Below are 25,723 nucleotides of genomic sequence, written 5' to 3' on the forward strand. Positions count from 1 at the left end.
GGACCTGTCAGGGCAGGTCTTCGGCTCCGACCTTGGTTCTTGTCCCTGCGACTGCCGGACCATGTGCCTGTCCGTAATCGCAGGAAACGATTGGTTGCGAAACGCCGGTAATCATGAGGTCACTCCGTTCGAAGTGTCCTGCGATTTCCCATCGGCCGCATCCTGAATGCCGATCCGCGCCGCCGGGAAGCGTTCGCGGATCGCCTTGAACACGCAGGCAGCCCGGCTTCGGTCCGCCTGGCTGCGCGGCTCGAACGAGACTTCATCGCCCTTCAGGCTGATCGACGCTGCGGTTACACCGCACTTGTCGGAAACAACCTTGAAATCGGCATCGCTCAATGCCGGCTTGACGGGAGGCGCTTCGCATCCCGCAAGCAGGCCGGCGGCGCCGACCAGAAGGGCGAGGCCAGCCTTCAAGCCAGCGAGCCCACGAACTTCTCGAAGAGGTAGAAGCTGTCCTGCGGCCCCGGGCTTGCCTCGGGGTGATACTGGACGCCGAACGCCTTCTTGCCCTTGATCGCGATGCCGCAGTTCGAACCGTCGAACAGCGAGACGTGAGTCTCTTCGATGGTATCGGGCAGCGTTGCATTGTCGACCGCGAAGCCGTGGTTCATCGAGGTGATCTCGACGACGTCGTCGGCAAGGCGCTTGACCGGGTGGTTGGCGCCGCGGTGGCCCTGGTGCATCTTCGATGTGCTGGCACCGGCGGCGAGCGCCAGCATCTGGTGACCCAGGCAGATGCCGAAGATCGGCACGTCGCGCTCAAGCAGGCCCTGGATGACGGGAACGGCATACTTGCCGGTCGCAGCCGGGTCGCCCGGGCCATTGGAAAGGAACACGCCTTCGGGCTTCAGCTCGAGCACCTGCTCCAGCGTCGCCTCGGCAGGAACCACCGTCACGCGCGCGCCGGCCTTCACCAGGTTGCGGAAGATGTTGTCCTTGGCGCCGAAATCCATCGCGACGACATGCGGCCGTTCGTCGCGCGGCGAGCGGCCGTAACCCTGGCCGAGCGTCCAGGTAGAGCCTTCCCAGCCCTCCTGGTGTTCGCGGCTGACGATCTTGGCAAGGTCCATGCCTTCGAGGCCCGGCCACTCCTGCGCCTTCTTGATCAGCGCCGGAATATCGAACTCGCCCTTGGGATCGTGCGCGATCACTGCATTGGGCGCGCCCGACAAGCGGATGCGGCGGGTCAGGGCGCGGGTATCGACACCGGCAAGACCGATCTTGCCCTTGGCTGCGAGCCAATCGCCGAACTCGCCTTCCGCGCGGAAGTTAGACGAAGGCGTGACGTCCTCGCGGACGACGCAACCGACAGCGCTGTCGACCCTGGATTCAAGATCCTCGTCGTTGACGCCGACGTTGCCGATGTGGGGAAAAGTGAAGGTGACGATCTGTCCGGCATAGGAAGGATCGGTCATCACTTCCTGGTAACCGGTCATCGAGGTGTTAAAGCAGACTTCGCCGACGGCATTGCCGACAGCGCCGAAGCCACGACCCCAGATGACGTGCCCGTCACTCAAGACAAGCACGCCTGTTGCCCCTTCCGGTTTGGGCGCAAGCGAAAATGCGGCGTCGGCCATGGTGGGTCGCTCCGTTTACGGCGTTTCTAACGTTTAGTGCTAAGGCCCACGCGCTAGAGACGCTTGTGCAGCGCGTCAAGGCAGCGGGTGCAAATTGGCGCGCGTCTTGCTAGTTTTATACGCTAATCTAATCGCCAACCTCAGGACAAAAGAAAAACAATGCTTCGTGATTCGATCAAGGCCGCGCAGATTTCCGCGATGAAAGCCGGCGACAAGCCGCGCCTTGCCGCCGTGCGACTCATCCTTGCCAAGCTCAAGGACCGCGACATCGAGCTTCGCACCGTCGACAAGAAACCGGAAGACGACGACCTCGTCATCGAGGTGCTGCAAAAGATGGTGAAGCAGCGCCGCGAATCGATTCAACTCTTCGAGGACGGCGGACGTCCCGAACGTGCCGCCGACGAACGCGCCGAACTGGTGGTGATCGAGGAGTTCCTGCCCGCGCAGATGTCCGAAGACGAAACGAAGGCCGCGATCGAATCGATCAAGGCCGAAACCGGCGCGGCAGGCATGAAGGACATGGGCAAGGTCATGGCCGAACTGAAGGCGCGCCACGGCAACCAGCTCGACATGGGCAAGGCCAGCGGCTGGGTTAAGGCGGCGCTGAGCTGACGGGCTTCACAGGAAACGGCGGCACGCTCCGTGCTCACACCGCAATGGCTAGACCAGCTCAGGTCCCGAACGACGCTCTCGGCGTTGATCGGCCGCTCCGTGCGCCTGCTGAAGGCAGGTCGCGAGCACAAGGCGTGCTGCCCCTTCCATAACGAGAAGTCGCCCAGCTTCACCGTCAACGACGAAAAGGGCTTCTATCACTGCTTCGGTTGCGGGGCCCATGGCGACGCGATTCGCTGGATGACCGACCACCAGGGCCTCGACTTCATGGATGCCGTGAAGGAACTCGCGGCCGAAGCCGGCATGGACGTGCCAGCCCCCGACCCGCGCGCCGCCAAGGCCGCGGAAAAGCGCGACACACTGCACGACGTGATGCATGCGGCCCAGGACTGGTTCGTGCAGAACCTGTCCTCGCCCCAGGGCGAGGAAGCCCGCGCCTACCTCGCCACACGCGGGTTCGATGCCCATACCGTCGCCCGTTTCGGCTTCGGCTATGCCCCGGAAGGGCGGCAGGCGATGAAGGAAGCGCTCGGCAAGTTCCCCGAACCGATGCTGATCGAGGCGGGCCTGCGCATCGCGGTGGAGAACCGCGATCCCTACGATCGCTTCCGCGGGCGCCTGATGCTTCCGATCGAGGACGCGCGCGGCCGCGTCATCGCTTTCGGCGGCCGTATTCTCACCAAGGAGAAGACGGACGCCCCCAAGTACCTGAATTCACCCGATACCCCGCTCTTCGACAAGGGCCGCACGCTCTACAACCTGCACCGCGCCGCGCCTGCGGCACGCCAGAGCGGCAGGATGATCGTCGTCGAAGGCTACATGGACGTCATCGCGCTGGCTGCGGCAGGCATCGGCGAATGCGTCGCCCCGCTCGGCACGGCGCTGACCGAACACCAGATCGAAATGCTCTGGCGCCAGGTCGAAACGCCGATCCTGTGCTTCGACGGCGACACCGCGGGCCAGCGCGCTGCAATGCGGGCGATCTCGCGCGCCCTGCCCCTGCTCCGCCCCGCCCATTCGCTGCGCATCGTGCGCCTGCCCGAGGGCCTCGACCCGGACGACCTGATCAAGGCGCGCGGGGTAAGGGCCCTGGAAGAGATCCTCGAGGGCGCGCGCAGCCTCGTCGAAGTACTCTGGGAATTCGAACGCGATTCGCACCCCCTTGTCACCCCCGAGGACAAGGCCGGCCTGAAGGCTCGCCTGATCGAGCATGTCGAGGCGATCCAGCACCCCGACATCGCCAGCCTCTATCGCCGCGAATTGCTCGACCGCTATTCCGAGTTCGCATTCCCGCGCCGCGAGAATCGCTGGCAGGGCGGCGGACAGAAGGGCGGCGGGTTCACCCGCTCCGGACCGCGCGGCAAGTGGAACGGGCGCCCTGCCCCGGTCCCCTCCAGCCCCGAATCGATTGACCGGCTCAAGCGCCGTTTCGACGCAGGCTCAGGCGGCGGGGCACGCGATGCACTTTCGGCTGCAGTACTTGCCGGCCTGATCCGCTGGCCTTCGCAACTGGCCCGCCATGCCGAAGCCCTGGCCCGCACGCCCGGCCTCGATCCGCGCTTCGAGGCCCTGCTCGATTGCTGCGATGCCGAAGACGCGCTTGAAAGCGGCGCGCTGGGCACCATATTGACGGAAAATGGTTTGCAGCCGCCCGGAACCGCGGAATATTCAGGCCTTCGTTTCAGCTTTCTCCATCCGGAAGCAAACGAGCAACAGGCGGTATCCGATCTGGCGCAGGCCATTGATCTCTTGGTTGAGCGTCCGGTTCTGGAGGCGGCTCTGGCCCAAGCGACTACGCGGTTTGAAAGCGAGTTGTCCGACGAGGCCTTTGCCGAGCAGCAGCGCCTGCTCAAGAGAAAGCTGGAATTTGACAGTCGCCTCAGGCAAATGGCGACAAGACAGGCGGGCTCCTGATTGTATAATCGAGGTGTTCGGCACGAATAAACGGCGGTGGAATGAGCAGAAACGACGACAGCAGCGGCGACAAGAACGACGGCACCGACGCGCCGCTGATCGATCTCAACGAAGCTTCGATCAAGAAGCTGATCGCGCGTGCGAAGCGCCGCGGTGTGATCACCTACGACGAATTGAACGAGGCCCTGCCGCAGGACCAGATGTCGTCCGAGCAGATCGAGGACATCATGGCGGCCATCTCCGAGATGGGCGTCAACATCGTCGAGAGCGACGAGGACGGCCAGAGCGACGACGATAACGATAACGATAACGACGTCGAAGAAGTCGATTCGGACGAATCGGCGCCCAAGATGGTCGCCGAGACGAAGAAAAAGGAAACGGTCGAGCGTACCGACGATCCGGTGCGCATGTACCTGCGCGAGATGGGCGCGGTCGAACTGCTCAGCCGTGAGGGCGAAATCGCCATCGCCAAGCGCATCGAAGCCGGCCGCGACATGATGATCCTGGGCCTGTGCGAAAGCCCGATCACCTTCCACGCCATCATCCAGTGGTCCGAAGCGCTCAACAACGGTGAAATGCAACTGCGCGAGATCCTCGATCTCGACGCCATGCTCTCGAAGGAGCCTGCGCCCGAAAGCCTCAACGAGGACGGCGAGAGCGACGACGACGGCGAGATCAGCGAAGCCACCGCGGGGCCCTCGTACAAGGAAGACGACGACGAGGAAGAAGAAGAGTCGGCTGACGGTGAGGAAGGCGAAGACGGCGAAGGCCGCAGCGAACGCCAGCGCGACGAGGACGAGGAAGACAACACCCTCAGCCTCGCGCAGATGGAAGCTGCCCTCAAGCCCGAAGCGCTCGAGAAGTTCGCGCGAATCACCGAGCTGTTCCAGGCTTTCGAAAAGCTGCAGTCGGAGCGTCTGGACGCTCTCGCGCTCGGCATCGACTTCCCGACCGCCAAGGAAGATCACTACCAGCAGCTGCGCGAGGAACTGACCGCGCAGGTGGAATCGGTGCAGTTTCACGCGACCAAGATCGAGTATCTGGTCGACAACCTTTACGCCTTCAACCGCCGCCTGACGACGCTGGGCGGGCAGATGCTGCGCCTTGCAGAGCGGCACAAGGTCAAGCGTGCAGACTTCCTGAACACTTACGTCGGCCGTGAACTCGACGACAGCTGGCTCCCGGAAATGTCCAGGAAGGACAAGAAGTGGGCCGCTTTCGCTGAAAACGAGGCCGATTCGGTCGAGCGCATCCGTTCGGAAATCTCGGACATCGCCGCTGCCACCGGCATGGCGCTCCCCGAGTTTCGCCGCATCGTCAACATGGTCCAGAAGGGTGAGCGCGAGGCGCGCATCGCCAAGAAGGAAATGGTCGAAGCGAACCTGCGCCTGGTGATCTCGATCGCCAAGAAGTACACCAACCGCGGCCTGCAGTTCCTGGACCTGATTCAGGAAGGCAACATCGGCCTGATGAAGGCGGTCGACAAGTTCGAGTACCGCCGCGGCTACAAGTTCTCGACTTACGCGACCTGGTGGATCAGGCAGGCCATCACCCGCTCGATCGCGGACCAGGCCCGCACCATCCGTATCCCGGTCCACATGATCGAGACGATCAACAAGCTGGTTCGCACAAGCCGCCAGTTCCTGCACGAGCAGGGCCGCGAACCGACGCCGGAAGAAATGGCCGAGCGTCTCTCGATGCCGCTCGAGAAGGTCCGCAAGGTGATGAAGATCGCCAAGGAACCGATCAGCCTCGAAACGCCGATCGGCGATGAGGAAGATTCGCACCTGGGCGATTTCATCGAGGACAAGAACGCGATCATCCCGGTGGACGCGGCGATTCAGGCGAACCTCAAGGAAACGGTCACCCGCGTGCTTGCCAGCCTCACACCGCGTGAGGAACGCGTGCTGCGCATGCGCTTCGGCATCGGCATGAACACCGATCACACGCTGGAAGAAGTCGGCCAGCAATTCTCGGTGACCCGCGAACGTATCCGCCAGATCGAGGCCAAGGCGCTGAGGAAGCTCAAGCACCCGAGCCGCAGCCGCAAGATGCGCTCGTTCCTGGACCAGTAATGACGGAAAAGCCCCGCTTCGGCGGGGTTTTTCTTGTCCGGTGTCCGGAGCCGGAGGGCAGCAACGGTACTCTCCGATATGGCCGAAGCGCCCGCCTGCCGCTAACCCTGTGTCATGACCGACACCGCCAGCCCATCCGGCCTGACCCTGCGTCTGACAAAGGCGCAGGTGGCCGAGTTCCTCGATGAGACGTTTCCCGAGAGCACTCGCCCGTTGCTGGGCGAGGTCGAAAGTCTCGCGCTCAACCACTTGCGCATGCGGCTCGATCCGGACCCGTCGATGCGGCGCCCGGGGAACATCGTCTCCGGACCTTCGCTGATGGCGCTGGTTGACGTGGCCGCCTATGCAGTGATCGCCGCGCACAACGGGCCAGAGGCGATGGCGGTCACCAACGCCCTCTCGATCTCGTTCCTGCGCGCCTGCCGCTTCGAGCCGATCCACGCCGACGCGCGCATCCTCAAGCTTGGCAGACGGCTTGCGAGCATCGATGTGCGTATCTGGCAGCGCAGCGAGGATCGTCTGATCGCCCAGTCTACCGTGGGATATGCACTCCCCTGAAAGAAAAAGCCCCGCCGAAGCGGGGCTTTTCTTCTTCATGCGGGAAAGGCCGATTATTCGGCGAGCTCTTGCTCCGCGATCGCTTCGGCCGAGGCCATTCCGGGTGCCTCGGATTTGCCGCCCAGTTTCTCGCGCACGCCCTTTTCGACTTTCTCACCGGTCTCCGCGTCGATGGCCTTCCAGTAATCGAACGCGCGCGTGAGAACTTTCTCCGACACCCCGTCGCACAGGTGGCCGACGATATTCATCACGAGCCTTGCGCGCGCGGCATCGTCCATCACGTCGCGGATGAGCGCCCGCGGCTGGCTGACATCGTCGTCATCCTTGCGCGGCGTATAGGCCGAGCGCACCATTTCCCCGTCCGCGTACCACAGGCCCGCTTCGCCGGAGAGGTCGGGCTGCGCGGCCGGACCGCCGTAGCTGTTGGGCGCATAGACCGGATCGGACACGTTCTCGGTACGTCCTGTCCCATCCTTCGAATAACTGAAGACCGGGCACTGCGGCTTGTTCACCGGAATCTGCTTGTAGTTCACGCCCAGTCGCGCGCGATGGGCATCGGAGTAGGCAAACCCGCGTGCCAGCAGCATCTTGTCGGGAGACAGGCCGATGCCAGGCACCATGTTGTTGGGCTCGAACGCGGCCTGCTCGATCTCGGTATGGAAATCGGTTGGATTGCGGTCAAGCGTGAGCTTGCCGACCTCGATGAGGGGATAGTCCGAATGCGGCCAGACCTTGGTGAGGTCGAAGGGATTGATGCGATAGGTCTTCGCGTCCTCGAACGACATGACCTGCCAGTAGAGCGTCCAGCTCGGATGGTCGCCGCGCGCAATGGCATCGAACAGGTCGCGCCGATGGAAGTCGCCGTCCTTTCCCGCCATCTCGTCGGCCTCATCCTGGGAAAGGTAGGCATTCCCGTCGCCGAGATCGGTCTTGAAGTGGAACTTCACCCAGAACTTCTCACCCGAGGCATTGACCAGCGAGTAGGTGTGGCTGGAATAGCCGTTCATCTCTCGCCAGGTTTTCGGTACGCCGCGGTCGCCCATGAGATAGGTAACCTGATGCGCACTTTCCGGTGAAAGCGTCCAGAAGTCCCACTGCATGTCGTGATCGCGAAGGCCGTTGTCGGCGCGGCGCTTCTGGCTGCGGATGAAGTGCTGGAACTTCATCGGATCGCGTATGAAGAAAATCGGCGTGTTGTTGCCGACCATGTCGAAATTGCCGTCCTCGGTGTAGAACTTCACGGCAAAGCCGCGCGGATCGCGCCAGGTGTCCGGACTGCCGCGCTCACCTGCAACGGTAGAGAAGCGGGCCAAGGTCTGGACCCTGGCGCCGGGCTGGAAGACTTTCGCCTTGGTATAGCGCGAGACGTCATTGGTCACCTCGAAATGACCGAAGGCCCCGCTGCCCTTGGCATGGGGCTGGCGCTCGGGAATGCGCTCCCGGTTGAAATTCGCCATCTGCTCAAGCAGATAATGGTCGTTAAGCACGATCGGCCCGTCGCGACCCACAGTCAGGGAATGCTCGTCGCTCTGGACGCGAATGCCGGCATCGGTGGTCGTGGGGGGAATGGTTTCGTCGGCCAAGGTCGTGTCCTCCGGACTGGGTTTGCGATACCCCTATCCAACACGCCGAACTCGCCGGTAGTTCCGAGGCCGATCCGGAGAAGTCCTCATCCCGGCCCGTTCTTGCCAAATCCCGCCGGACACTCCATGTCACCGCCGAGGTCTTATTGCGGTGGCCTTCCGGGGCGTATCGCACTAAGGCGCGTCGCGAACCCGATTCCCGGAACTGCCACGGAACGAACATGCGCATCGCCATCGCATCCGACCACGCCGCCGTCGACCTCAAGGCGACGCTGCGCGAATACCTCATCGATCTCGGCCACGAAGTCGCAGACCTCGGCCCTGAAACCGCAGACCGCGTCGACTATCCCGACTATGGCTACAAGCTCGCCTCGGTCGTTGCCGACGGCACCGCCGAATTTGGCGTGGCGCTGTGCGGTTCGGGCATCGGCATCTCGATCGCCGTCAACCGCGATCCCAAGTGCCGCTGCGCGCTCGTCTCGGAGCCGCTGTCGGCCGCCCTCGCGCGGGAGCACAACGATGCCAACGTCATCGCCATGGGCGCACGCCTGACCGGCGAGGACATGGCCAAGGCCTGCCTGGACGCATTCCTCTCGACCGAATTCGGCGGTGGTCGCCACGCCGGGCGCGTCGAGAAACTCTCCAACCCCAAAAGCTGATCCGAAGAGGTCCAACGAACATGACCGTCGAAACTGCCATCCGTTCCCCCGGCTTCTTCACCGACACGATCGCGGACAGCGATCCTGCCGTCGCCAAGGCCATCGGCAAGGAACTCAAGCGCGAGCGCAAGCAGATCGAGCTGATCGCCTCGGAGAACATCGTCTCCAAGGCCGTGCTTGAAGCGCAGGGCTCGGTCCTCACCAACAAGTACGCCGAAGGCTACCCGGGCAAGCGCTACTACCAGGGCTGCGAGCCTTCCGACGAAGTCGAGACGCTGGCCATCGAACGCGCCAAGCAGCTTTTCGACTGCGGCTTCGCGAACGTCCAGCCCCACTCGGGCGCACAGGCCAACGGTGCGGTCCTGCTCGCGACGGTCAAGCCCGGCGATACGGTCATGGGCATGAGCCTCGATGCCGGCGGCCACCTCACCCACGGCGCGCGCGCCGCGCTTTCGGGCAAGTGGTTCAACGCGGTGCAGTACGGCGTGACCAAGGACACCCACCTGATCGACTACGACCAGGTCGAGGCTCTCGCCAAGGAACACCAGCCCAAGCTGATCATCGCCGGCGGCTCGGCCTATCCGCGCGTGATCGATTTCAAGCGCATGCGCGAGATCGCCGACAGCGTGGGCGCGCTGTTCCAGGTCGACATGGCGCACTTCGCGGGCCTCGTGGCCGCGGGCGTGCACCCCTCGCCGTTCCCGCACGCGCACATCGCCACCACCACCACGCACAAGACCCTGCGCGGTCCGCGCGGCGGCATGATCCTCACCAATGACGAGGCGCTGGCCAAGAAGATCAACTCAGCCGTGTTCCCCGGCCTGCAGGGCGGTCCGCTGATGCATGTCATCGCCGCCAAGGCCGTGGCTTTCGGTGAAGCGCTGCGTCCCGATTTCAAGGACTACAGCAAGAAGGTCGTCGAGAACGCCAAGGCCCTTGCCGAAACGCTCAAGGCACGCGGCGCCGAGATCGTCTCGGGTGGCACCGACACGCACCTTGCGCTGATCGACCTCTCGCCGCTCGGCGTGACCGGCAAGGACGCCGACGAAGCGCTCGAGCGTGCCGGCATCACCTGCAACAAGAACGGCATTCCGTTCGACCCGCTGCCGCCGATGAAGACCAGCGGCATCCGCGTCGGTTCGCCTGCGGGCACCACCCGCGGCTTCGGGGTCGAGGAATTCCGCGAGATCGGCAATATGGTCGCCGACGTGCTCGACGGTCTGGCCAAGTGCGGCGAAGAAGGTGATGCGCAAGTGGAACAGAACGTGCGCGCACGCGTAGAAGCCTTGTGTGACCGCTTCCCGATCTACGAGGACTGATACGATGACCGACCCCCGTCGCCCCCAGGACAATGGCAGCTTCGTCAGCGATGCGCGCCATGAGCTTGCCGGAATGCTCCAGGATGGTCTCGACCATCCTTCGACCAGGCCGGTGCTCGTCTGGGGGGCGATGGGTGCGGTTGCAGGCGCGATGCTGCCCTTCGTATCGATCGGCCTCGGCCTTGCCGCAGGTGCCGGATACAAGTTCTACAAGCGCGTCCGGCCCGACTGACCGCGCCCTCTTTTCAAGGAAGTTCCCTCGTAAATGCGCTGTCCGTTCTGCGCCCACGACGATTCCCAGGTCAAGGACAGCCGCCCGACCGAGGACAACACCGCGATCCGCCGTCGCCGCCAGTGCTCCAGCTGCGGCGCGCGCTTCACGACTTTCGAACGCGTCCAGCTTCGTGAGATCACCGTGGTCAAGACCGGCGGCGAGAACGAGGAGCCGCGGCGCGAGCCTTTCGACCGCTCCAAGATCGAGCAATCGGTCACGCTGGCTTGCCGCAAGCGCGGTATCGACCGCGAAAAGATCGACCAGCTCGTTTCCGGCGTGCAGCGCCAGATCGAAACCTCGGGCGAAGCCGAAGTGGCCTCCCGCGAAATCGGCGAAATGGTGATGGACGGGCTGCGCCAGCTCGATTCGGTCGCCTACATCCGGTTTGCCTCGGTCTACCGTGCTTTCAACGAGGCCAGGGACTTCGAGGAATTCGCCGGAACCGTGCGCGATGTTGCCGATGATGAAGGAACTTCCACCAATGGCTGACAACCAGCCCGTCATCGTCCTCGTACGGCCGCAGCTGGGTGAGAACATCGGCAAGGCCGCGCGGGCCATGCTGAACTTCGGGCTTACCGAAATGCGGCTCGTCTCGCCGCGTGACGGCTGGCCGAACCCCTCCGCCGGACCCGCGGCCGCCAGCGCCGACCAGGTGCTCGATGGAGCGCAGGTTTACGAAACGCTCGCCGATGCCGTTGCCGACTGCGCCAATGTCTATGCGACGACCGTTCGCAAGCGCGGCGTCACCAAGCCGGTGGTCACGCCCGAGCAGGCTGCGCGCGAAATCCATACCGCGCCGGGCCGATCCGCCTATGTCTTCGGACCGGAACGCTCGGGCCTGGAAACCGAGGACGTGGCGCTGGCCCGCGCAATTCTGACCGTTCCGATCAATCCGGAATTCGCTTCGCTCAACCTGGCGCAGGCGGTGATCCTGTGCGCCTACGAATGGTCGAAGGGCGCCGATCTGGCACAGCCGACGGCAGAAGAGCTGCTCCCCCCTGCCCCGCAGGACGAACTGGAAGGCCTGATCGGCCATTTCGAGCGATTCCTGGAGACCAAGAACTACTTCTGGCCCGAAACGCGCGCGGCGGCCAATCGCCTGACCTTGCGCAACCTGCTGACCAAGCCGGGCTGGAATCACCTGGAAGTACGCACCTTGCGCGGCATTCTCAGCACGCTGGAGGACGCCCGGCGCAAGCGCGATTGAGCCGGTTTCGCGCGCGAATGCCTCGGCGCGCTTGACATTCCCTGACAACCCCGTAAGGGCCACGCCTTCACATGGCGCCTGCCTGTTTCGGCAGATCCGTCCATTCGGCCCCGCACCCCGGTGAAGCGGCGGCCGCAACCAGCGAAGTACGGCTGGTTGGTGCGCCCCGGGACAACACGGATCGCTGGCCAAGGTGGCCTGGCGACAAGCAGAACGGAGACGACACATGTCGAAGCGCAAGAGCGCCAAGTACAAACTCGACCGCCGCATGGGCGAGAACATCTGGGGTCGCCCCAAGAGCTCGGTCAACCGCCGCAGCTACGGCCCGGGCCAGCACGGCCAGCGCCGCAAGGGCAAGCTCTCGGACTACGGCATCCAGCTGCGCGCCAAGCAGAAGCTCAAGGGCTACTACGGCGACGTGACCGAGAAGCAGTTCAAGCGCACCTACCAGGAAGCGTCGAAGATGAAGGGCGACACCGGTCAGAACCTGATCGGCCTGCTCGAGCAGCGCCTCGACATGATCGTGTACCGCGCCAAGTTCGCGCCGACGATCTTCGCGGCTCGCCAGATCGTTTCGCACGGCCACATCCGCGTCAACGGCGTGAAGTGCAACATCGCTTCGCGTCGCGTGAAGGTCGGTGACGTCGTCAGCCTCGGCAACAAGGCCAAGGAAATGGCGCTGATCATCGAAGCGCAGAGCCTGCCCGAGCGTGAAGTTCCCGACTATGTCGCGCCCGACGGCAACGACAAGGTCACCTTCGTTCGCGTGCCCTCGCTCGACGAAGTGCCCTATCCGGTGAAGATGGAACCGAACCTGGTCGTCGAGTTCTACTCGCGCTAAGTCACGGTTTTCCGGAGACGGAATTCAGCAAGAGGGCGGTCCTTCCGGGGCCGCCCTTTTCGCATGGGCAGACACCCTCAAAAAATACACGATTCGAAGCCCTTGTCAGGAAACTGAAGCAGACTTCGCGCATTTGACCATCGTCATGCAGCGATACCGTTTCATCACTCCCCACCGCACCGGCAAATGGTACCCCGATCTCGATACCGCAAAGCGCTTCGCCTGCGAGATCGGGGCAGGCTTTCTCGATTCCAGAACCGGCCGATTCGTGGCCTACGTCGGCACCCGGCTTGAGGTCATGAAGGCGCGCGGCGCCAGACAGGGCAACGCCGCCGAACTGCACAAGGCTCCGGCCTGAAAACGGGCCTTATGCTCCCTGGCCGGGAAGTGGCTTCAACGTGATGTGGCCCGATGCCCATTTCCACAGGGCGTCGACTTCGCCCGCGGCCTTGCCGTCCGGCTCGATCTCTGCGGCAACCTCTCCCGTGCCTGAGGAGCGGTGAAAGGCAGCCCTTTCACCGAACTGGATCGGACAGACCTGCAGGCCCATTGCCTCGGCCGCCTTCGTCGCTTCCTCGATCATGCGGGTGGCCCGCGCTGGAACCGCGTTGAAGACGACGAAGGCCGGCTTGCGCGCATAGGACATCAGCCCGGCTGTCGCCTCGAGGGCATGAAGGTCGAAGGCGCGGGCACGGGTCGGGATCAGGACGAGATCGGCCACGCGCACCGCCTCACGCGATGCCGTGTCCCCGTGCGGCGGGGTATCGATGACGATCAGTTCGGCGCCGCCGCGCCGCGCCTTCTCTATCGTGCTGAACAGGCGTACCGGCGGGCAGGTCATGACTTCCGGCTTGAAATCGCCCCGCCAGTCCCCCCAGGTCGCGGAGGTGGCTTGAGGATCGGTGTCGATGACGCAGGTTTCCCGGCCGGCATAGACGGCGCTGGTGGCCAGATGGAGCGCCATGGTCGTCTTGCCCGAGCCGCCCTTCTGGCTGACGATCGCGATAGTCGGCATGAACAACGCCCCCTGTCCTGCTGCTCCGGCACCGGAAAATCCGATTCGAGTGGGAAATGCCGGTCAGGGGAGTGTCCGGGTGATGCCGGCCCTTGTCCATAGCCGCGCGACATTGTCCCGCGAAACCTGCACGGGAACGGTCGAAAGACTTGCCGCAGGGTCCGCGTGGGCCTGCCCCGGGCGCGATTACTTTCTCAGGTAATCCCGGCGGAAATCGGCAGCGAAGGCGGCAAAACGGCTCTCGGCGATTGCATCGCGCATGGTCTGCATGAGCTGCTGGTAGAACGAGACGTTGTGCTCGGTCAGCAGCATTGCGCCCAGGATCTCGCCGGAGCGGATCAGGTGATGCAGATAGGCTCGGCTGTAAGTGCCGCAGGTCGGGCACTTGCAGCGCTCGTCGATGGGGCCGTTATCTTCGGCATGACGCGCGTTGCGCATGTTGAGCGGACCATTCCAGGTGAAGGCCTGGCCATTGCGCCCTGAGCGCGTGGGCAACACGCAGTCGAACATGTCGACCCCGCGCTCGACCGCACCGACGAGATCGTCAGGCTTGCCCACGCCCATAAGATAGCGTGGCCGATCGACAGGCAACTGCCCGGGGGCAAACTCGAGCGTGGCGAACATCGCTTCCTGCCCCTCGCCCACGGCGAGGCCGCCGATCGCGTAGCCATCGAAGCCGATATCGACGAGGGCATCGGCACTGACCTGGCGCAAGCCTTCGTCGAGGGCGCCCTGCTGGATTCCGAAAAGCGCGGAATTGGCGGCATGTTCGCCGCCACTGTCAAAACCGTCGCGGCTGCGCCTCGCCCAGCGCATCGACATTTCCATCGAGCGGGCAATCACGTCGCGCGGCTGGTCGATCTTCGGACATTCATCGAAGCACATGACGATGTCAGAGCCGAGCAGGCGCTGGATCTCCATCGAGCGTTCGGGGCTGAGCATGTGCCGCGAACCGTCGAGGTGGCTGGCAAACGTCACCCCCTCCTCGGTGATCTTGCGAAGGTCGGACAGGCTCATGACCTGATAGCCGCCGCTGTCGGTAAGGATAGGCCGGTCCCAGTTCATGAACTTGTGCAGGCCGCCAAGACGCGCGACGCGCTCGGCGCCCGGGCGCAGCATCAGGTGATAGGTATTGCCCAGAATGATGTCGGCGCCGGTCGCGCGCACGCTCTCGGGCTTCATCGCCTTGACCGTGGCGGCAGTTCCCACCGGCATGAAGGCGGGCGTGCGGATCTCGCCGCGGCGCATCTTGATGACGCCGGTGCGCGCCTTGCCGTCGGTGGCGTGGATGGAGAATTCGAAACGCGGGTTCATGGCCGCGTCCGTTAGACCGGTCAGAAGCCGTAGACCAGTGAGAACCGCGAAATCGTATCGGTCTTGAGCGAGCCGGCCGGCGGCGCGGTTTCATGCTCTATGGAATAGGACAGCTTGGCCTTGAGGCCCTTCGCCATCCCCGCCTCGATCCCGGTGAGCGAAGTGAAGGTGCTGTTGTCGGATCCGACATAGCTCGAAGCATCCTGGCTCAGCGCCAGTGTCCCGTTGAGCTTCCAGTCGAAATCGAGCGAAGTCAGCGCCGACCAGGTGGTCTCCGAGGGATCGTCGATGTAGTTCGTTCGGCGCACCGCAGGACCTGCCTCGACCGACAGCGTCATGTTGCGGCGTTTGATGAGGCGGTAACCCAAACCTCCCGAGAACGAGAAGCGGTCTCGATAGCCCTGGATCTCGTCCTTCTCGTACTGCAGGCGGCCGTAGGTAAAGACACCGTCATTGATGGTATAGCGTGGCTGGTAGCTGGCCCCGTACTTCTCCCGCGTGACGGTGCCCGAATCCTTCTGGTAGTCCGCTGTCGCAAGGATCAGGTGCTCCCAGTCGATCCCCTTGCGATCGAGCTTGAGCGCGCCGGTGAAACCGAAGTTCGTGGTGTTGCCGGTGCTGTGGAAGGCGCCGAGTTCGATCTGTCCCTTCCACAGTTCCAGCACGCCCGATTCGCGAATGCGGCGCGTTTCGGCCTCGGTCTTGGCTGCGAGGCGGGCGGCCTTGTCGTCGAGATAGGCGCGGTGCATCGCCTTGATCTCGGCCTTGTCGTAAGGCTGCGTCTCGATCGCCATCTTCACGACGGCGGCCACCGTTGCGGAATCGTCCGTATCGATTGCCGCCTCGATCATCGCCTTGACGTTCTTGGGCAGGCTGGGCGGCGGGACTTCGATGAACGGCGTCGGCCAGGGATAGTCCGGCAGGTCCAGGCGCAGCGGTTCGGGCGCGAAATCCACCAGCCCTTCGTCGACCGAAAGCCTCGGCTCTTCGAGAGGCTGGGCCTGAACGGGGACGGCAAGCAGCAGGGACGGGAGGGCGACCGGGAGGAACGTCTTCAAGGGCATGACCGAATCGAATCTATGAAATCAGGAACGCAGGCGCCAGCCCGTCTTGAAGATCCATGCGATGAAGGCCACGCAAATCGCGAGGAACGCCAGAGTCATCCCCAGCGAAGTGGCAATCGAGAAGTCCGAGCTGCCATAGAAGCACCAGCGCAGACCGTTGACGAGATAGACGACCGGGTTAGCCATGGCCACCGAGCGCCAGGGTTCGGGCAGGACGTCGATCGAATAGAACGTACCGCCGAGGAAGGTCAGCGGAACGATGAACAGGACCGGCACGATGCCCAGCTTCTCGAAACTGTCAGCCCAGATCCCGAGAATGAAGCCGAATAGCGAGAAACTTGCCGATACCAGCAGGATGAAGCCCAGTGTGTAGAGCGGGTGCAGGATCGTGTAGTCGACGAAGAAGGTCGCCGTCCCCAGGATGATCGCGGCGAGGATCAGCGACTTGGTCGCTGCCGCCCCGACGAAGCCCACCAGCGTCTCGGCCGTGCCGACCGGTGCGGAGAGCAACTCGTAGATCGCTCCGGTGAAACGCGGCATGTAGATGCCGAAGCTGCCGTTGGACGTACTTTCGCTGAGCAGCGTGAGCAAAAGCAGGCCGGGCACGATGAAGGCCCCGTAATTGACCCCGTCCATCGTCTGCATACGGCCACCGATGGCCGCGCCGAAGACGACGAAATAAAGCACGGTAGTCAGCACCGGACCAAGGATGGACTGCATGGCGGTGCGCAGCGCGCGCGAGACTTCGCGCTTGTAGATGGTCCAGGCGCTGCGGGCGTTGAATGCGATCACTTCGCCTCTCCTTCAAGCAGATTGACGAAGATCTCTTCGAGGCTCGATTCGCGAATATCGATGGAAGTATAGTCGATGCCGGCTGCGACCAGCGTCTTGGTCAGTTCGGCCACTTCGGCCTTGCCGCCCCCCGCGCCGTCGCCTCCGCGATAACACAGTTCAGTGCCGCCATCGCCAAGAGTGACCGCGAAGCGCTCCAGCGACGCAGGAATGTCCGAAAGCGGCTGGGCCAGCGCGATGTGCGCTTCTGTCCTGCCAAGCTGCTTCATCATGACCGACGTCCGCTCGACCATGCGGATCCGTCCGGCCTGGATGATGCCGACCCGGTCGGCCATTTCCTCGGCCTCTTCGATGTAGTGCGTCGTCAGGATGATCGTGGTGCCCAGGTCGCGCAGCTTGGCGATCTGCTGCCACATGTCGCGGCGCAGTTCGACGTCGACGCCCGCGGTCGGCTCGTCAAGAAACAGAAGCTGCGGTTCGTGTGCCAGCGCCTTGGCGATCAGCACGCGGCGCTTCATGCCACCTGACAGGGCGCGGATCTGCTCATTGCGCTTGTCCCACAGGCTGAGCGCCTTGAGGATCTCCTCGATCTTGTCCGCGTCCGGCGGGAGTCCGAACAGCCCGCGCGAATAATTGACCGTGTGCATGACCGTTTCGAACATGTCGGTCGCCAGTTCCTGCGGCACCAGTCCGATCCGGGCGCGCAAGCTGCGCCAGTGCGAGCGCAGATCTTCGCCGAAAACGCGGATCGTGCCCGCACTGGGCCGCACCAGTCCGCACACCGCTCCGATCAAGGTCGTCTTGCCTGCCCCGTTCGGGCCCAGCAGGGCAAAGATCTCGCCCTTGCGGATTTCGAGGTCGACGCCGTGAAGCGCGGTAAAGCCGCCCGCGTAAGTCTTGGTGAGACCGCGAATTTCAAGAATGGATTCCATCATGCCTTGATGGGGCATGACGATGGCAGTTCCAAGACCTGGACCGTGAGATTGCGACGCAATTCCCACAAGTTGGACCGCCTGTATCCAGTCAGGGGAGCAACAGGCTGGAATCGCCGTAGGAATAGAAGCGGTATTGCGCGCCGATGGCGTGGGCATAGACCGCCTGCATCTTGTCCAGACCCATCAGTGCGCTGACCAGCATGAACAGGGTCGACTTGGGCAGGTGGAAGTTCGTCATCAATCCGTCGATCGCCTTGAAGCGATAGCCCGGGGTGATGAAGATCGAGGTGTCGCCTTCGAAGGGCCGGATCACGTCATCCTCGCCTGCGGCACTTTCCAGCAGGCGCAGGCTTGTCGTGCCTACGGCAATCAGGCGACCGCCAGCGGCGCGCGCGGCATTGAGACGGTTCGCCGTGGCCTGGTCGATCCGCCCCCATTCCGCATGCATCTTGTGATCGCTGGTATCGTCGGCCTTCACCGGCAGGAAGGTACCCGCCCCGACATGGAGCGTAAGCGTCTCGCGGGCGATGCCGGCTTCATCGAGCCGCTCGACGAGTTCAGGGGTGAAGTGCAGCGCCGCAGTCGGGGCGGCAACCGCGCCCTTCTCGCGCGCGAACATCGTCTGGTAGTCCGAGCGGTCGGCCTCATCGGTATCGCGCTTGCCGGCGATGTAGGGCGGCAGCGGCATGCGCCCTGCCCGCTCGAGCAGCACTTCGACCGGTTCGTCGCCCTCGAAGGCGAGCGTCCAGCTGCCGTCTTCGTGCCGCGCTTCCGCAATCGCGGTAACTTCGGCCGGAAACTCGACCCGGTCGCCGGGCCTGAGGCGCTTGGCGTTGCGCACGAAGGCCTGCCAGCGGCGCAGGTCGATGCGCTTGTGCAGGGTCGCGCCGATCCGCGCTTCGCCCCGGCGGCCTTCGAGCTGGGCGGGAATGACGCGGGTGTCGTTGAAGACCAGCACGTCCCCCTTGCGCAGCATCTGTGGCAGGTCGCGGACATGGCGGTCCGAGAACGGCGCATCGCCATCGACCACCAGCATCCGCGCGGCATCGCGCGGCCTCGCCGGACGAAGGGCTATGCGTTCGGTGGGAAGGTCGAAATCGAAGAGGTCAACGCGCATGGCCGCGCGCTAGAGCAGCGCGCGGATTTCGACAAGATCGTGCGTTGCGATTGCGCGCGACTGAGCGCCGCCTTGCGCCGCGCTCAGTCGGAACTGGAATTGCTGAGCTGGTCCGCGGTGATCGGGGCCGCCGTCGCCGAAGCCGCGACAGTGCCCGGTGCAGGCGGTGCCTTGTGGTCCGAGGCGAGCGAGGCCTGGACGATGCGCGTCGGGTTCTGCGGCGGCTCGCCGCGATGAATCGCATCGACGTACTGCATGCCCGAGATCACGCGGCCGAACACCGTGTACTTGTGATCGAGCGAGAAGCGCGGATAGAAAACGATGAAGAACTGGCTGTTCGCGCTGTTCGGATCGTTCGTGCGCGCCATCGATACGGTGCCGCGCAGGTGCGGCAGCGAATTGAATTCGGCCTCGAGGTCGGGGAGCTGCGAACCGCCCTGGCCGGTGCCCGTCGGGTCGCCGGTCTGCGCCATGAAGCCGTCGATCACGCGGTGGAAGATCACCCCGTTGTAGAAGCCCTGCTCGGCCAGCGTCTTGATCCGCTCGACATGGTGGGGCGCCCATTCCGGCATCAGGCGGATCGCCACGCGGCCGCCGTCCGAAAGATCCAGCACCAGGATGTTCTGCGGATCGTGCGACATGTCGGTATCGACTACCGGGGAGAGCGCCGGTGCGACCGGTGCGGGTACTTCCTTTTTCTTCGCCAGGGCCGGTGCAGCCACCAGCGCAAGCCCGATCATCGTCGCGGTGAGAGGAAGGCGAAATTTCATCGATTACTCACAAGCTGGAGCCAGTCATCGTGGGGGGCGATAGAGCGCCGGCGATGACGTGACAATGAACGAAACGGACTGATCTGTTCAGTAGTCGCCCTTGAGGCCGGTCGCGGCGATGCGTTCGACCACGTCGTCGCGAACCGCAGGGCTGACGAACTTGGAGATATCGCCGCCGAACATGGCGATCTCCTTCACCAGCTTGGATGCGATCGGCTGGAGACTGACATCGGCCATGAGGAAGACGGTCTCGATGTTCGCGTTGAGCTGCTGGTTCATGCCGGCCATCTGGTACTCGTACTCGAAGTCGGCAACGGCCCGCAGGCCGCGCACGATCACCGTTGCTCCCTGCTTTTCGGCAAACTTCATCAGCAGTGCGTTGAAGCCCACCACCGAGACGTTGTCGATGCCCAGATTCTCCACTTCTCGCTCCACCATCGCGATGCGCTCGTCGGGGGTGAACAGCGGGTTCTTCGACATGTTGGTTGTGACGCCGATGATCAGCCGATCGACCAGCTTGGCACCGCGCCGGATGATGTCGGCATGACCGCGCGTGATCGGATCGAAAGTGCCGGGATAAACGCCGACGCGTTCGCCAGCGGTCTTCAAGGCCGTCATCAATGATCCCTCTCGATGATGTAGCGCGCCACGGCGCGCAGCAGGTCTGCTTCCTTGCCGTAGTGCGCAAGGTACGCGATCGCCTGATCAACCAGCAGCCGCGCCTGTTCACGCGCGCGTTCGGGGCCGAGCAGCGACACGAAGGTTTCCTTCCCGGCGCTGGCGTCCTTGCCCACCGCCTTGCCGGCGGTGGCGGCATCGCCTTCATAATCGATCAGGTCGTCGGCGATCTGGAAGGCAAGCCCGATGTCGCGCGCATAGCCGCGAAGGTGCGTGCGCCCTTCCGGCGAGACCCGGCCCAGGATCGCGCCCATCTCGACCGCTGCTCCCAGCAGGGCCCCTGTCTTGAGCTGTTGCAGGCGGGTGACGGTCTGCAGGTCGAACTCGCTCGTCTCGGCGACGAGGTCCATCATCTGGCCGCCCGCCATGCCGTGCGCGCCGCTGGCATGGCCAAGCGCCTGGACCAGTTCGATGCGGGTGAAGGGATCGGCGCAAGTCGCCGGATCGGCCAGCACCTCGAATGCGAAGACGTGCAGCGAATCCCCGGCCAGAACCGCCGTCGCCTCGTCGAAAGCGATGTGGACGGTCGGCTTGCCATGGCGCAGCGCATCATCGTCCATGCACGGCAGGTCATCGTGGATCAGCGAATAGACGTGGATCGCCTCGATCGCGACGGCCGCCCGCACCGCAGCCCCGCGGTCGACGCCGTACATTTCGGCCACCGAGGTCAGCAGGAGCGGACGCAGCCGCTTGCCGCCGCCGATCGCGGCATAGCGCATGGCTTCGATCAGGCGCGCGCGCGCATCTTCCGGAACCGGCAACAGTGCATCGAAAGCGCCGTCGATCTCGGAAGCGATGCGCGCAAGACCCTCTGCGAGCAGCGAGTCGGTTACGCCCTGGGCCACGACTCAGCGATCCGCGGCATCGAAAGGCTGGGTGCCGGACGGCATCCCGTCGGGGCCGGCGACGATCTTCTCGATCCGTGCCTGGGCCGCATCGAGGCGCTTCTGGCAATGCTTGCGCAGCTCTTCACCACGTTCGTAGAGCGTGATCGAATCTTCCAGCGGCACGTCACCGCTTTCGAGCTTGCGCACCACGTCTTCCAGCGCGCGCAGCGCATCCTCAAAGCTCAAGGCGTCGATGTTCGGGGTCTCTCCGTTCATGCCGCAGCAATGGCCGTCTCGTGTCACACGGTCAAGGTGGGAACCGGAGAATCGCGTTTTGCCATGCCCTTGGCGTCAGGAACCCTGAATCAGGGCGTGAAAGCGGACTAGCGCGCGCGCGATGACATGGCTAAGGCGCGTCGCATGAGCGGAATCACCCCTGAAGTCGTCGAGGCCCACGGCCTCAGCCCCGAGGAATACGAGCGCGTCCTTCATGCGCTCGGCCGAGAACCGAACCTTGTGGAACTCGGCATCTTTTCGGTCATGTGGTCGGAGCATTGCTCGTACAAGTCGAGTCGCTTCCACCTCAAGAAGTTGCCGACCGAGGCACCCTGGGTCATCCAGGGCCCCGGCGAGAACGCCGGCGTCATCGACATCGGCGACGGCCAGGCGGCCATCTTCAAGATGGAGAGCCACAACCACCCCAGCTACATCGAGCCCTACCAGGGCGCGGCGACGGGCGTCGGCGGCATCCTGCGCGACGTCTTCACGATGGGCGCGCGCCCGGTCGCGAACATGAACGCGCTGCGCTTCGGTAGCCCGGAGCACCCGAAGATGAAGCACCTCGTGCAGGGCGTGGTCGCGGGAATCGGCGGCTACGGCAACTGCGTGGGCGTGCCCACCGTCGGCGGTGAGACGAATTTCCACAAGGCCTACGACGGCAACATCCTCGTCAACGCGATGACCGTGGGCGTGGCCGAAACCGACAAGATCTTCTACTGCGCCGCCACCGGCCTGGGTAACCCCATCGTCTACGTCGGCTCGAAGACCGGCCGCGACGGCATTCACGGCGCCACCATGGCCTCTGCCGACTTCGACGAGAACTCGGACGAGAAGCGCCCGACCGTGCAGGTCGGCGATCCCTTCACCGAGAAGCTGCTGATCGAGGCCTGCCTCGAGCTGATGGCGACCGATGCTATCGTCGCGATCCAGGACATGGGCGCGGCGGGCCTCACCTCTTCCTCGGTCGAAATGGCCAGCAAGGGCGGCGCGGGCATCCGGCTCAACATGAACAAGGTGCCCTGCCGTGAAGAGGCGATGACGCCTTACGAGATGATGCTTTCGGAGAGCCAGGAGCGCATGCTCATGGTCCTCAAGCCGGGCAAGGAAGCCATGGCCGAAGCGATCTTCAGGAAGTGGGAACTCGACTTCGCGGTGATCGGTGAAGTCACCGATACCGGCCACATGGTCCTCGAGTTCGACGGCGAAGTGGTCTGCGACATTCCGCTCGGCCCGCTCGCCGACGATGCGCCGGAATACGAGCGCCCCTACGTCAGCCCCGAAGAGTACAAGGCATGGGCCAAGGTGCCCGCGCTGGGCGACGTGCCCGAAAGCACAGACCTGGGCGCGGATCTGCTCAAGCTGATGGGCGGGGCGGACCTCGCTTCGCGCAAGTGGATCTGGGAACAATACGACAGCCAGGTCGGCGCGGATACCATGCAAAAGTCAGGCGGCGATGCCGCGGTCGTGCGTGTCCACGGTACGCAGAAGGCGCTGGCGATCAGCACCGACTGCAGCCCGCGCTACTGCTATGCCGACCCTTACGAGGGCGGCAAGCAGGCGGTCGCAGAGACCTACCGCAACATCTGCGCGGTCGGCGGCCTGCCGCTGGCAATCACCAATTGCCTCAACTTCGCGAACCCGCAGCGCCCGCAGATCATGGCGCAGATCGTCGGCTGCCTCAACGGCATGGGCGATGCCTGCCGCGCGCTCGACTATCCGATCGTGTCCGGCAACGTCTCGCTCTACAACGAATCGAAGGCCACCGGCGGCGGCTCGGCGATCCTGCCGACACCGGCAATCGGCGGCGTCGGCCTGCTCGTCGACCACGACAAGATGGCTACCATCGCCTTCAAGAACGAAGGCGACGACATCTTCGTGCTGGGCGGTTCGGGCACGCACCTCGGCCAGTCGCTGTGGCTGCGCGAGATTGCCGGCCAGGAAGCGGGCGAAGCGCCGAAGGTCGATCTCGATGCCGAACGTGCCAACGGCGCAACCGTGCGTGAATGGATCGGCCAGGACAAGGTCACCGCCGTCCATGACATCAGCGACGGCGGCCTGCTGGTCGCGCTTGCCGAAATGGCCCTCGCCAGCGGCAAGGGTTGCATCCTCGACAACGCGCTTTCCACTGCCGAAGCTTTCGGTGAAGATCAGGGCCGCTACGTCGTGACGGCCCCGGCCGGAACCGAACTGCCCGGTGCGGTCAGAATCGGCAGCGTGGGCGGAATCAAGGTCGCCGGCGTCGAAATCGCGGATCTTCGCGAGGCCAACGAGGCGTTCTTCCGGGACTGGATGGAGGCGTAACACCCTTCCGCCAGTCCGGCGGCTGATCTCCCTCCCCATTGCTTCGCAACGGGGAGGAACTCAGCGAAGGTACAACCCCGCCATCAATCGCGGACCCAGTCCTTCTCGGGAACGCCCAGCAGGCGCAGGACCGAGGTGAGGTCTCCGCGGTTGATCCAGCCATTTGCGGCAGCGCGCGCCTTGGGCTTGGCGTGGTAGGCAATGCCGTAAGTGGCCGCTTCAAGCATCGGGATGTCATTGGCGCCATCGCCTGTGGCAAGGCTCGTCGCACCTTCGGCCAGCTCGGCCATGATCGAAAGCAGCGTGCCCTTCTTCACCGAACTGTCGACGATGCCGCCGACAAGGCCGCCGGTCAGCTTGCGATCCGCAACTTCAAGGCGATTGCCGACGACCTCTTCGAAGCCCAGCCATTCGGCGACCGGATCGGCGAAGTGGTGGAAGCCGCCCGTTACCAGCACGGTACGGCAACCCAGCTTCTTGAGCGTCTGCACCAGAACCTTCGATCCGGGCATGGGCTGGATACGACCGGCAAGGCACTGGTCGATCGCTTCGACCGACAGGCCCTCAAGCAATCCGACGCGTTCGCGAAGGGCCTGCTCGAAGTCCAGCTCACCCTGCATGGCTCGTTCGGTAATGTCGGCGATGCGATCCTTCAGGCCAGCGAAGTCCGCCAGCTCATCGATGCATTCCTGCCCGATCATGGTCGAATCCATGTCGGAAATGAACAGCGCGGGCACTTGCGGCTCGCTTTCGCAGACGAGGCCGTCGGTCACCTCGAAATGCGCATCGAGCGATGCGCGCATGGCCAGCGCATCGCTGTCGGGCGACTCGATCTGCATCGTCTGTCCGCAGAAATCGAGCATCGATGCCTCGGCCAGGCGCACGCCCCGTTGCTCCATGTCGGCACGGGCCGCGTCGATTCTTGCGGAGAGATGATCCGGTTCTGCTATCAGCCGGGCAATGAGCACTGCAAATATCCTTGATGCATCGTTGAATATCGCGGCCGCAGACCGGCCACCGCTGGCGCTCATCGCAGGGCCGACCGCCAGCGGCAAGAGCGATTGTGCGGTCATGCTGGCACGGGAACTCGAAAGACTCGGCCGCCGCTGCGTCGTCGTCAATGCCGACAGCTCGCAGGTCTATGCCGACCTGCAGGTCCTGAGCGCGCGGCCGACGTTCGAGGAAATGGGCGGGATCGAGCACCGCCTGTTCGGAGACTGGGACGGGTCGCGAAGCTGCTCCGCCGCCGACTGGGCGCAAGCTGCACGGCAGACGATCTCGGCGATCCACGCTGAAGGCGCCCTGCCCATCCTCGTCGGCGGTACCGGCCTTTATATAAAGACCCTGCTGGAAGGCATCGCTCCGATCCCGGCGATAGATCCTGCCATCCGCGATTCCGTTCGCGCGCTGCCCGTCGATGAGGCCTTTGCCGCGCTCCGGCAGGAAGACCCGGAGCGTGCCAGTCGCCTCGCCCCAGCGGACACCGCCCGCATCGCTCGCGCACTGGAAGTCGTCCGGTCGAGCGGGAAGACGCTGGCGCAATGGCACGCCGAGACTTCAGGCGGCATCGCCAATGCCGTCACCGTTTTTCCCGCGATCCTCCTGCCCGAACGGCAGGCGCTCTACCGCCGCTGCGACCTGCGCTTCGAGCGGATGATCGAGCGCGGCGCGCTTGCCGAAGTCGAGACGCTCCTTACCCGCGATCTCGACCCCGCCCTGCCGGTGATGCGTGCAATCGGCGTACCAGAGCTTGCCGGAGTCGTGCGCGGAGACTGGCCCCTCGTGGACGCCATCGCGCGCGGCAGTCAGGCAACCCGCAACTACGCCAAGCGACAATTCACCTGGCTGCGGCACCAGCCCCCGGAAGATTGGCCAAGGCTGTCGTTTGAAAATTTTGATTCTAATGCAATACACGAAATTTTATTTCGAATTTTTCATTTGACGTAACATTTACGGTCCCGTACAGGCCACCAACACCTGCTGATGGAAGTTATGCAGGGAGGAGAGGA

Annotated in this window: 27 protein-coding genes; 13 read left to right on the forward strand and 14 right to left on the reverse strand. The window is 64.0% G+C overall.

All coding sequences use genetic code 11. The annotated features are described in order from the left end of the window. Nucleotides 1-111: 111 nt before the first annotated feature. Nucleotides 112-417: a hypothetical protein gene (locus J3474_RS12320; protein WP_207094405.1), complete on the reverse strand. Its 306-nt coding sequence runs from the start codon at nucleotides 415-417 to the stop codon at nucleotides 112-114. Then, entirely contained in the window at nucleotides 414-1,580 is a 1,167-nt protein-coding gene (carA, locus tag J3474_RS12325) for a glutamine-hydrolyzing carbamoyl-phosphate synthase small subunit (RefSeq protein WP_013833565.1), read from the reverse strand. The genes J3474_RS12320 and carA overlap by 4 nt, the downstream gene beginning before the upstream one ends. 159 nt (nucleotides 1,581-1,739) lie before the next feature. Between carA and J3474_RS12330 the strand changes: the two genes are divergently transcribed. The 4 genes from J3474_RS12330 (at nucleotide 1,740) to J3474_RS12345 (ending at nucleotide 6,739) form a co-directional block, all read left to right on the forward strand. After that, the gene (locus J3474_RS12330; RefSeq protein WP_007010953.1) at nucleotides 1,740-2,192 is read left to right on the forward strand and encodes a GatB/YqeY domain-containing protein; all 453 of its coding nucleotides are present in this window, start codon (nucleotides 1,740-1,742) and stop codon (nucleotides 2,190-2,192) included. 30 nt (nucleotides 2,193-2,222) lie between these two features. Continuing rightward, nucleotides 2,223-4,106, forward strand: a complete 1,884-nt coding sequence (gene dnaG / locus J3474_RS12335; RefSeq protein WP_207094406.1) for a DNA primase — start codon at nucleotides 2,223-2,225, stop codon at nucleotides 4,104-4,106. A gap of 41 nt (nucleotides 4,107-4,147) precedes the next feature. Then, nucleotides 4,148-6,181 carry an RNA polymerase sigma factor RpoD gene (gene rpoD / locus J3474_RS12340; protein WP_013833563.1) on the forward strand — a complete coding sequence of 678 codons (2,034 nt, stop codon included), beginning with the start codon at nucleotides 4,148-4,150 and terminating at the stop codon, nucleotides 6,179-6,181. Nucleotides 6,182-6,295: 114 nt separating this feature from the next. Continuing rightward, complete coding sequence (locus J3474_RS12345; RefSeq protein ID WP_207094407.1) at nucleotides 6,296-6,739, forward strand: PaaI family thioesterase; 444 nt, start codon at nucleotides 6,296-6,298, stop codon at nucleotides 6,737-6,739. 53 nt (nucleotides 6,740-6,792) lie between these two features. Here the strand turns inward: J3474_RS12345 and J3474_RS12350 are convergent, their stop codons facing one another. After that, nucleotides 6,793-8,322, reverse strand: a complete 1,530-nt coding sequence (locus J3474_RS12350) for a catalase (RefSeq protein ID WP_207094408.1) — start codon at nucleotides 8,320-8,322, stop codon at nucleotides 6,793-6,795. Nucleotides 8,323-8,543: 221 nt separating this feature from the next. Here J3474_RS12350 and rpiB point away from each other — a divergent pair, with 221 nt between their 5' ends. The 7 genes from rpiB (at nucleotide 8,544) to J3474_RS12385 (ending at nucleotide 12,980) form a co-directional block, all read left to right on the forward strand. After that, a complete protein-coding gene (rpiB, locus tag J3474_RS12355) occupies nucleotides 8,544-8,981 on the forward strand; it encodes a ribose 5-phosphate isomerase B (RefSeq protein WP_013833561.1) in 438 nt (145 codons plus the stop codon). A gap of 20 nt (nucleotides 8,982-9,001) precedes the next feature. After that, on the forward strand, nucleotides 9,002-10,300 hold the full coding sequence (glyA, locus tag J3474_RS12360) for a serine hydroxymethyltransferase (RefSeq protein WP_207094409.1): 1,299 nt from the start codon (nucleotides 9,002-9,004) through the stop codon (nucleotides 10,298-10,300). Nucleotides 10,301-10,304: 4 nt separating this feature from the next. After that, complete coding sequence (locus J3474_RS12365; RefSeq protein WP_041558988.1) at nucleotides 10,305-10,532, forward strand: hypothetical protein; 228 nt, start codon at nucleotides 10,305-10,307, stop codon at nucleotides 10,530-10,532. A 33-nt stretch (nucleotides 10,533-10,565) separates the two neighbouring features. After that, the gene (gene nrdR, locus J3474_RS12370) at nucleotides 10,566-11,063 is read left to right on the forward strand and encodes a transcriptional regulator NrdR (protein ID WP_013833559.1); all 498 of its coding nucleotides are present in this window, start codon (nucleotides 10,566-10,568) and stop codon (nucleotides 11,061-11,063) included. Then, nucleotides 11,056-11,781, forward strand: coding sequence for an RNA methyltransferase (locus J3474_RS12375; protein WP_207094410.1), 726 nt, complete (start codon nucleotides 11,056-11,058; stop codon nucleotides 11,779-11,781). Before nrdR ends, J3474_RS12375 begins: the two co-directional genes overlap by 8 nt. Before the next feature lie 226 nt (nucleotides 11,782-12,007). Then, nucleotides 12,008-12,622 (forward strand): 30S ribosomal protein S4, encoded by a 615-nt coding sequence (rpsD, locus tag J3474_RS12380; RefSeq protein ID WP_007010962.1) that lies wholly within the window; start codon nucleotides 12,008-12,010, stop codon nucleotides 12,620-12,622. A gap of 145 nt (nucleotides 12,623-12,767) precedes the next feature. Continuing rightward, nucleotides 12,768-12,980 carry a hypothetical protein gene (locus J3474_RS12385; RefSeq protein WP_207094411.1) on the forward strand — a complete coding sequence of 71 codons (213 nt, stop codon included), beginning with the start codon at nucleotides 12,768-12,770 and terminating at the stop codon, nucleotides 12,978-12,980. Between the two features lie 9 nt (nucleotides 12,981-12,989). Here J3474_RS12385 and J3474_RS12390 read toward each other — a convergent pair whose 3' ends face one another. From J3474_RS12390 to J3474_RS12435, 10 genes are all read right to left on the reverse strand, one after another. Continuing rightward, the gene (locus J3474_RS12390) at nucleotides 12,990-13,637 is read right to left on the reverse strand and encodes a ParA family protein (protein ID WP_207094412.1); all 648 of its coding nucleotides are present in this window, start codon (nucleotides 13,635-13,637) and stop codon (nucleotides 12,990-12,992) included. Between the two features lie 186 nt (nucleotides 13,638-13,823). Continuing rightward, nucleotides 13,824-14,951: a tRNA guanosine(34) transglycosylase Tgt gene (tgt, locus tag J3474_RS12395; protein WP_207094413.1), complete on the reverse strand. Its 1,128-nt coding sequence runs from the start codon at nucleotides 14,949-14,951 to the stop codon at nucleotides 13,824-13,826. Between the two features lie 20 nt (nucleotides 14,952-14,971). After that, nucleotides 14,972-16,015 carry a YdiY family protein gene (locus J3474_RS12400; RefSeq protein WP_207094414.1) on the reverse strand — a complete coding sequence of 348 codons (1,044 nt, stop codon included), beginning with the start codon at nucleotides 16,013-16,015 and terminating at the stop codon, nucleotides 14,972-14,974. A gap of 21 nt (nucleotides 16,016-16,036) precedes the next feature. After that, entirely contained in the window at nucleotides 16,037-16,807 is a 771-nt protein-coding gene (locus tag J3474_RS12405; protein WP_007010967.1) for an ABC transporter permease, read from the reverse strand. Continuing rightward, nucleotides 16,804-17,742, reverse strand: a complete 939-nt coding sequence (locus tag J3474_RS12410; protein ID WP_207094415.1) for an ABC transporter ATP-binding protein — start codon at nucleotides 17,740-17,742, stop codon at nucleotides 16,804-16,806. Before J3474_RS12410 ends, J3474_RS12405 begins: the two co-directional genes overlap by 4 nt. Nucleotides 17,743-17,830: 88 nt before the next feature. Continuing rightward, on the reverse strand, nucleotides 17,831-18,859 hold the full coding sequence (queA, locus tag J3474_RS12415) for a tRNA preQ1(34) S-adenosylmethionine ribosyltransferase-isomerase QueA (RefSeq protein WP_207094416.1): 1,029 nt from the start codon (nucleotides 18,857-18,859) through the stop codon (nucleotides 17,831-17,833). Nucleotides 18,860-18,942: 83 nt separating this feature from the next. After that, on the reverse strand, nucleotides 18,943-19,629 hold the full coding sequence (locus J3474_RS12420; RefSeq protein WP_007010970.1) for a peptidylprolyl isomerase: 687 nt from the start codon (nucleotides 19,627-19,629) through the stop codon (nucleotides 18,943-18,945). Nucleotides 19,630-19,716: 87 nt separating this feature from the next. Beyond that, nucleotides 19,717-20,247 carry a pantetheine-phosphate adenylyltransferase gene (gene coaD / locus J3474_RS12425; RefSeq protein ID WP_013833551.1) on the reverse strand — a complete coding sequence of 177 codons (531 nt, stop codon included), beginning with the start codon at nucleotides 20,245-20,247 and terminating at the stop codon, nucleotides 19,717-19,719. Further along, nucleotides 20,247-21,152, reverse strand: coding sequence for a polyprenyl synthetase family protein (locus J3474_RS12430; protein WP_207094417.1), 906 nt, complete (start codon nucleotides 21,150-21,152; stop codon nucleotides 20,247-20,249). The genes coaD and J3474_RS12430 overlap by 1 nt, the downstream gene beginning before the upstream one ends. 3 nt (nucleotides 21,153-21,155) lie before the next feature. Further along, nucleotides 21,156-21,410 carry an exodeoxyribonuclease VII small subunit gene (locus J3474_RS12435; protein ID WP_013833549.1) on the reverse strand — a complete coding sequence of 85 codons (255 nt, stop codon included), beginning with the start codon at nucleotides 21,408-21,410 and terminating at the stop codon, nucleotides 21,156-21,158. A 144-nt stretch (nucleotides 21,411-21,554) separates the two neighbouring features. On the opposite strand from J3474_RS12435, the gene purL reads away from it, so the two are divergent. Then, complete coding sequence (gene purL / locus J3474_RS12440) at nucleotides 21,555-23,714, forward strand: phosphoribosylformylglycinamidine synthase subunit PurL (RefSeq protein ID WP_207094418.1); 2,160 nt, start codon at nucleotides 21,555-21,557, stop codon at nucleotides 23,712-23,714. Between the two features lie 83 nt (nucleotides 23,715-23,797). Here the strand turns inward: purL and serB are convergent, their stop codons facing one another. Continuing rightward, the gene (serB, locus tag J3474_RS12445; protein ID WP_242528384.1) at nucleotides 23,798-24,613 is read right to left on the reverse strand and encodes a phosphoserine phosphatase SerB; all 816 of its coding nucleotides are present in this window, start codon (nucleotides 24,611-24,613) and stop codon (nucleotides 23,798-23,800) included. A 61-nt stretch (nucleotides 24,614-24,674) separates the two neighbouring features. Between serB and miaA the strand changes: the two genes are divergently transcribed. Beyond that, nucleotides 24,675-25,661, forward strand: a complete 987-nt coding sequence (miaA, locus tag J3474_RS12450) for a tRNA (adenosine(37)-N6)-dimethylallyltransferase MiaA (RefSeq protein WP_207094420.1) — start codon at nucleotides 24,675-24,677, stop codon at nucleotides 25,659-25,661. Nucleotides 25,662-25,723: the final 62 nt, after the last annotated feature.

It is taken from the genome of Novosphingobium sp. PY1, assembly GCF_017312445.1.
Classification (GTDB): Bacteria; Pseudomonadota; Alphaproteobacteria; order Sphingomonadales; family Sphingomonadaceae; genus Novosphingobium.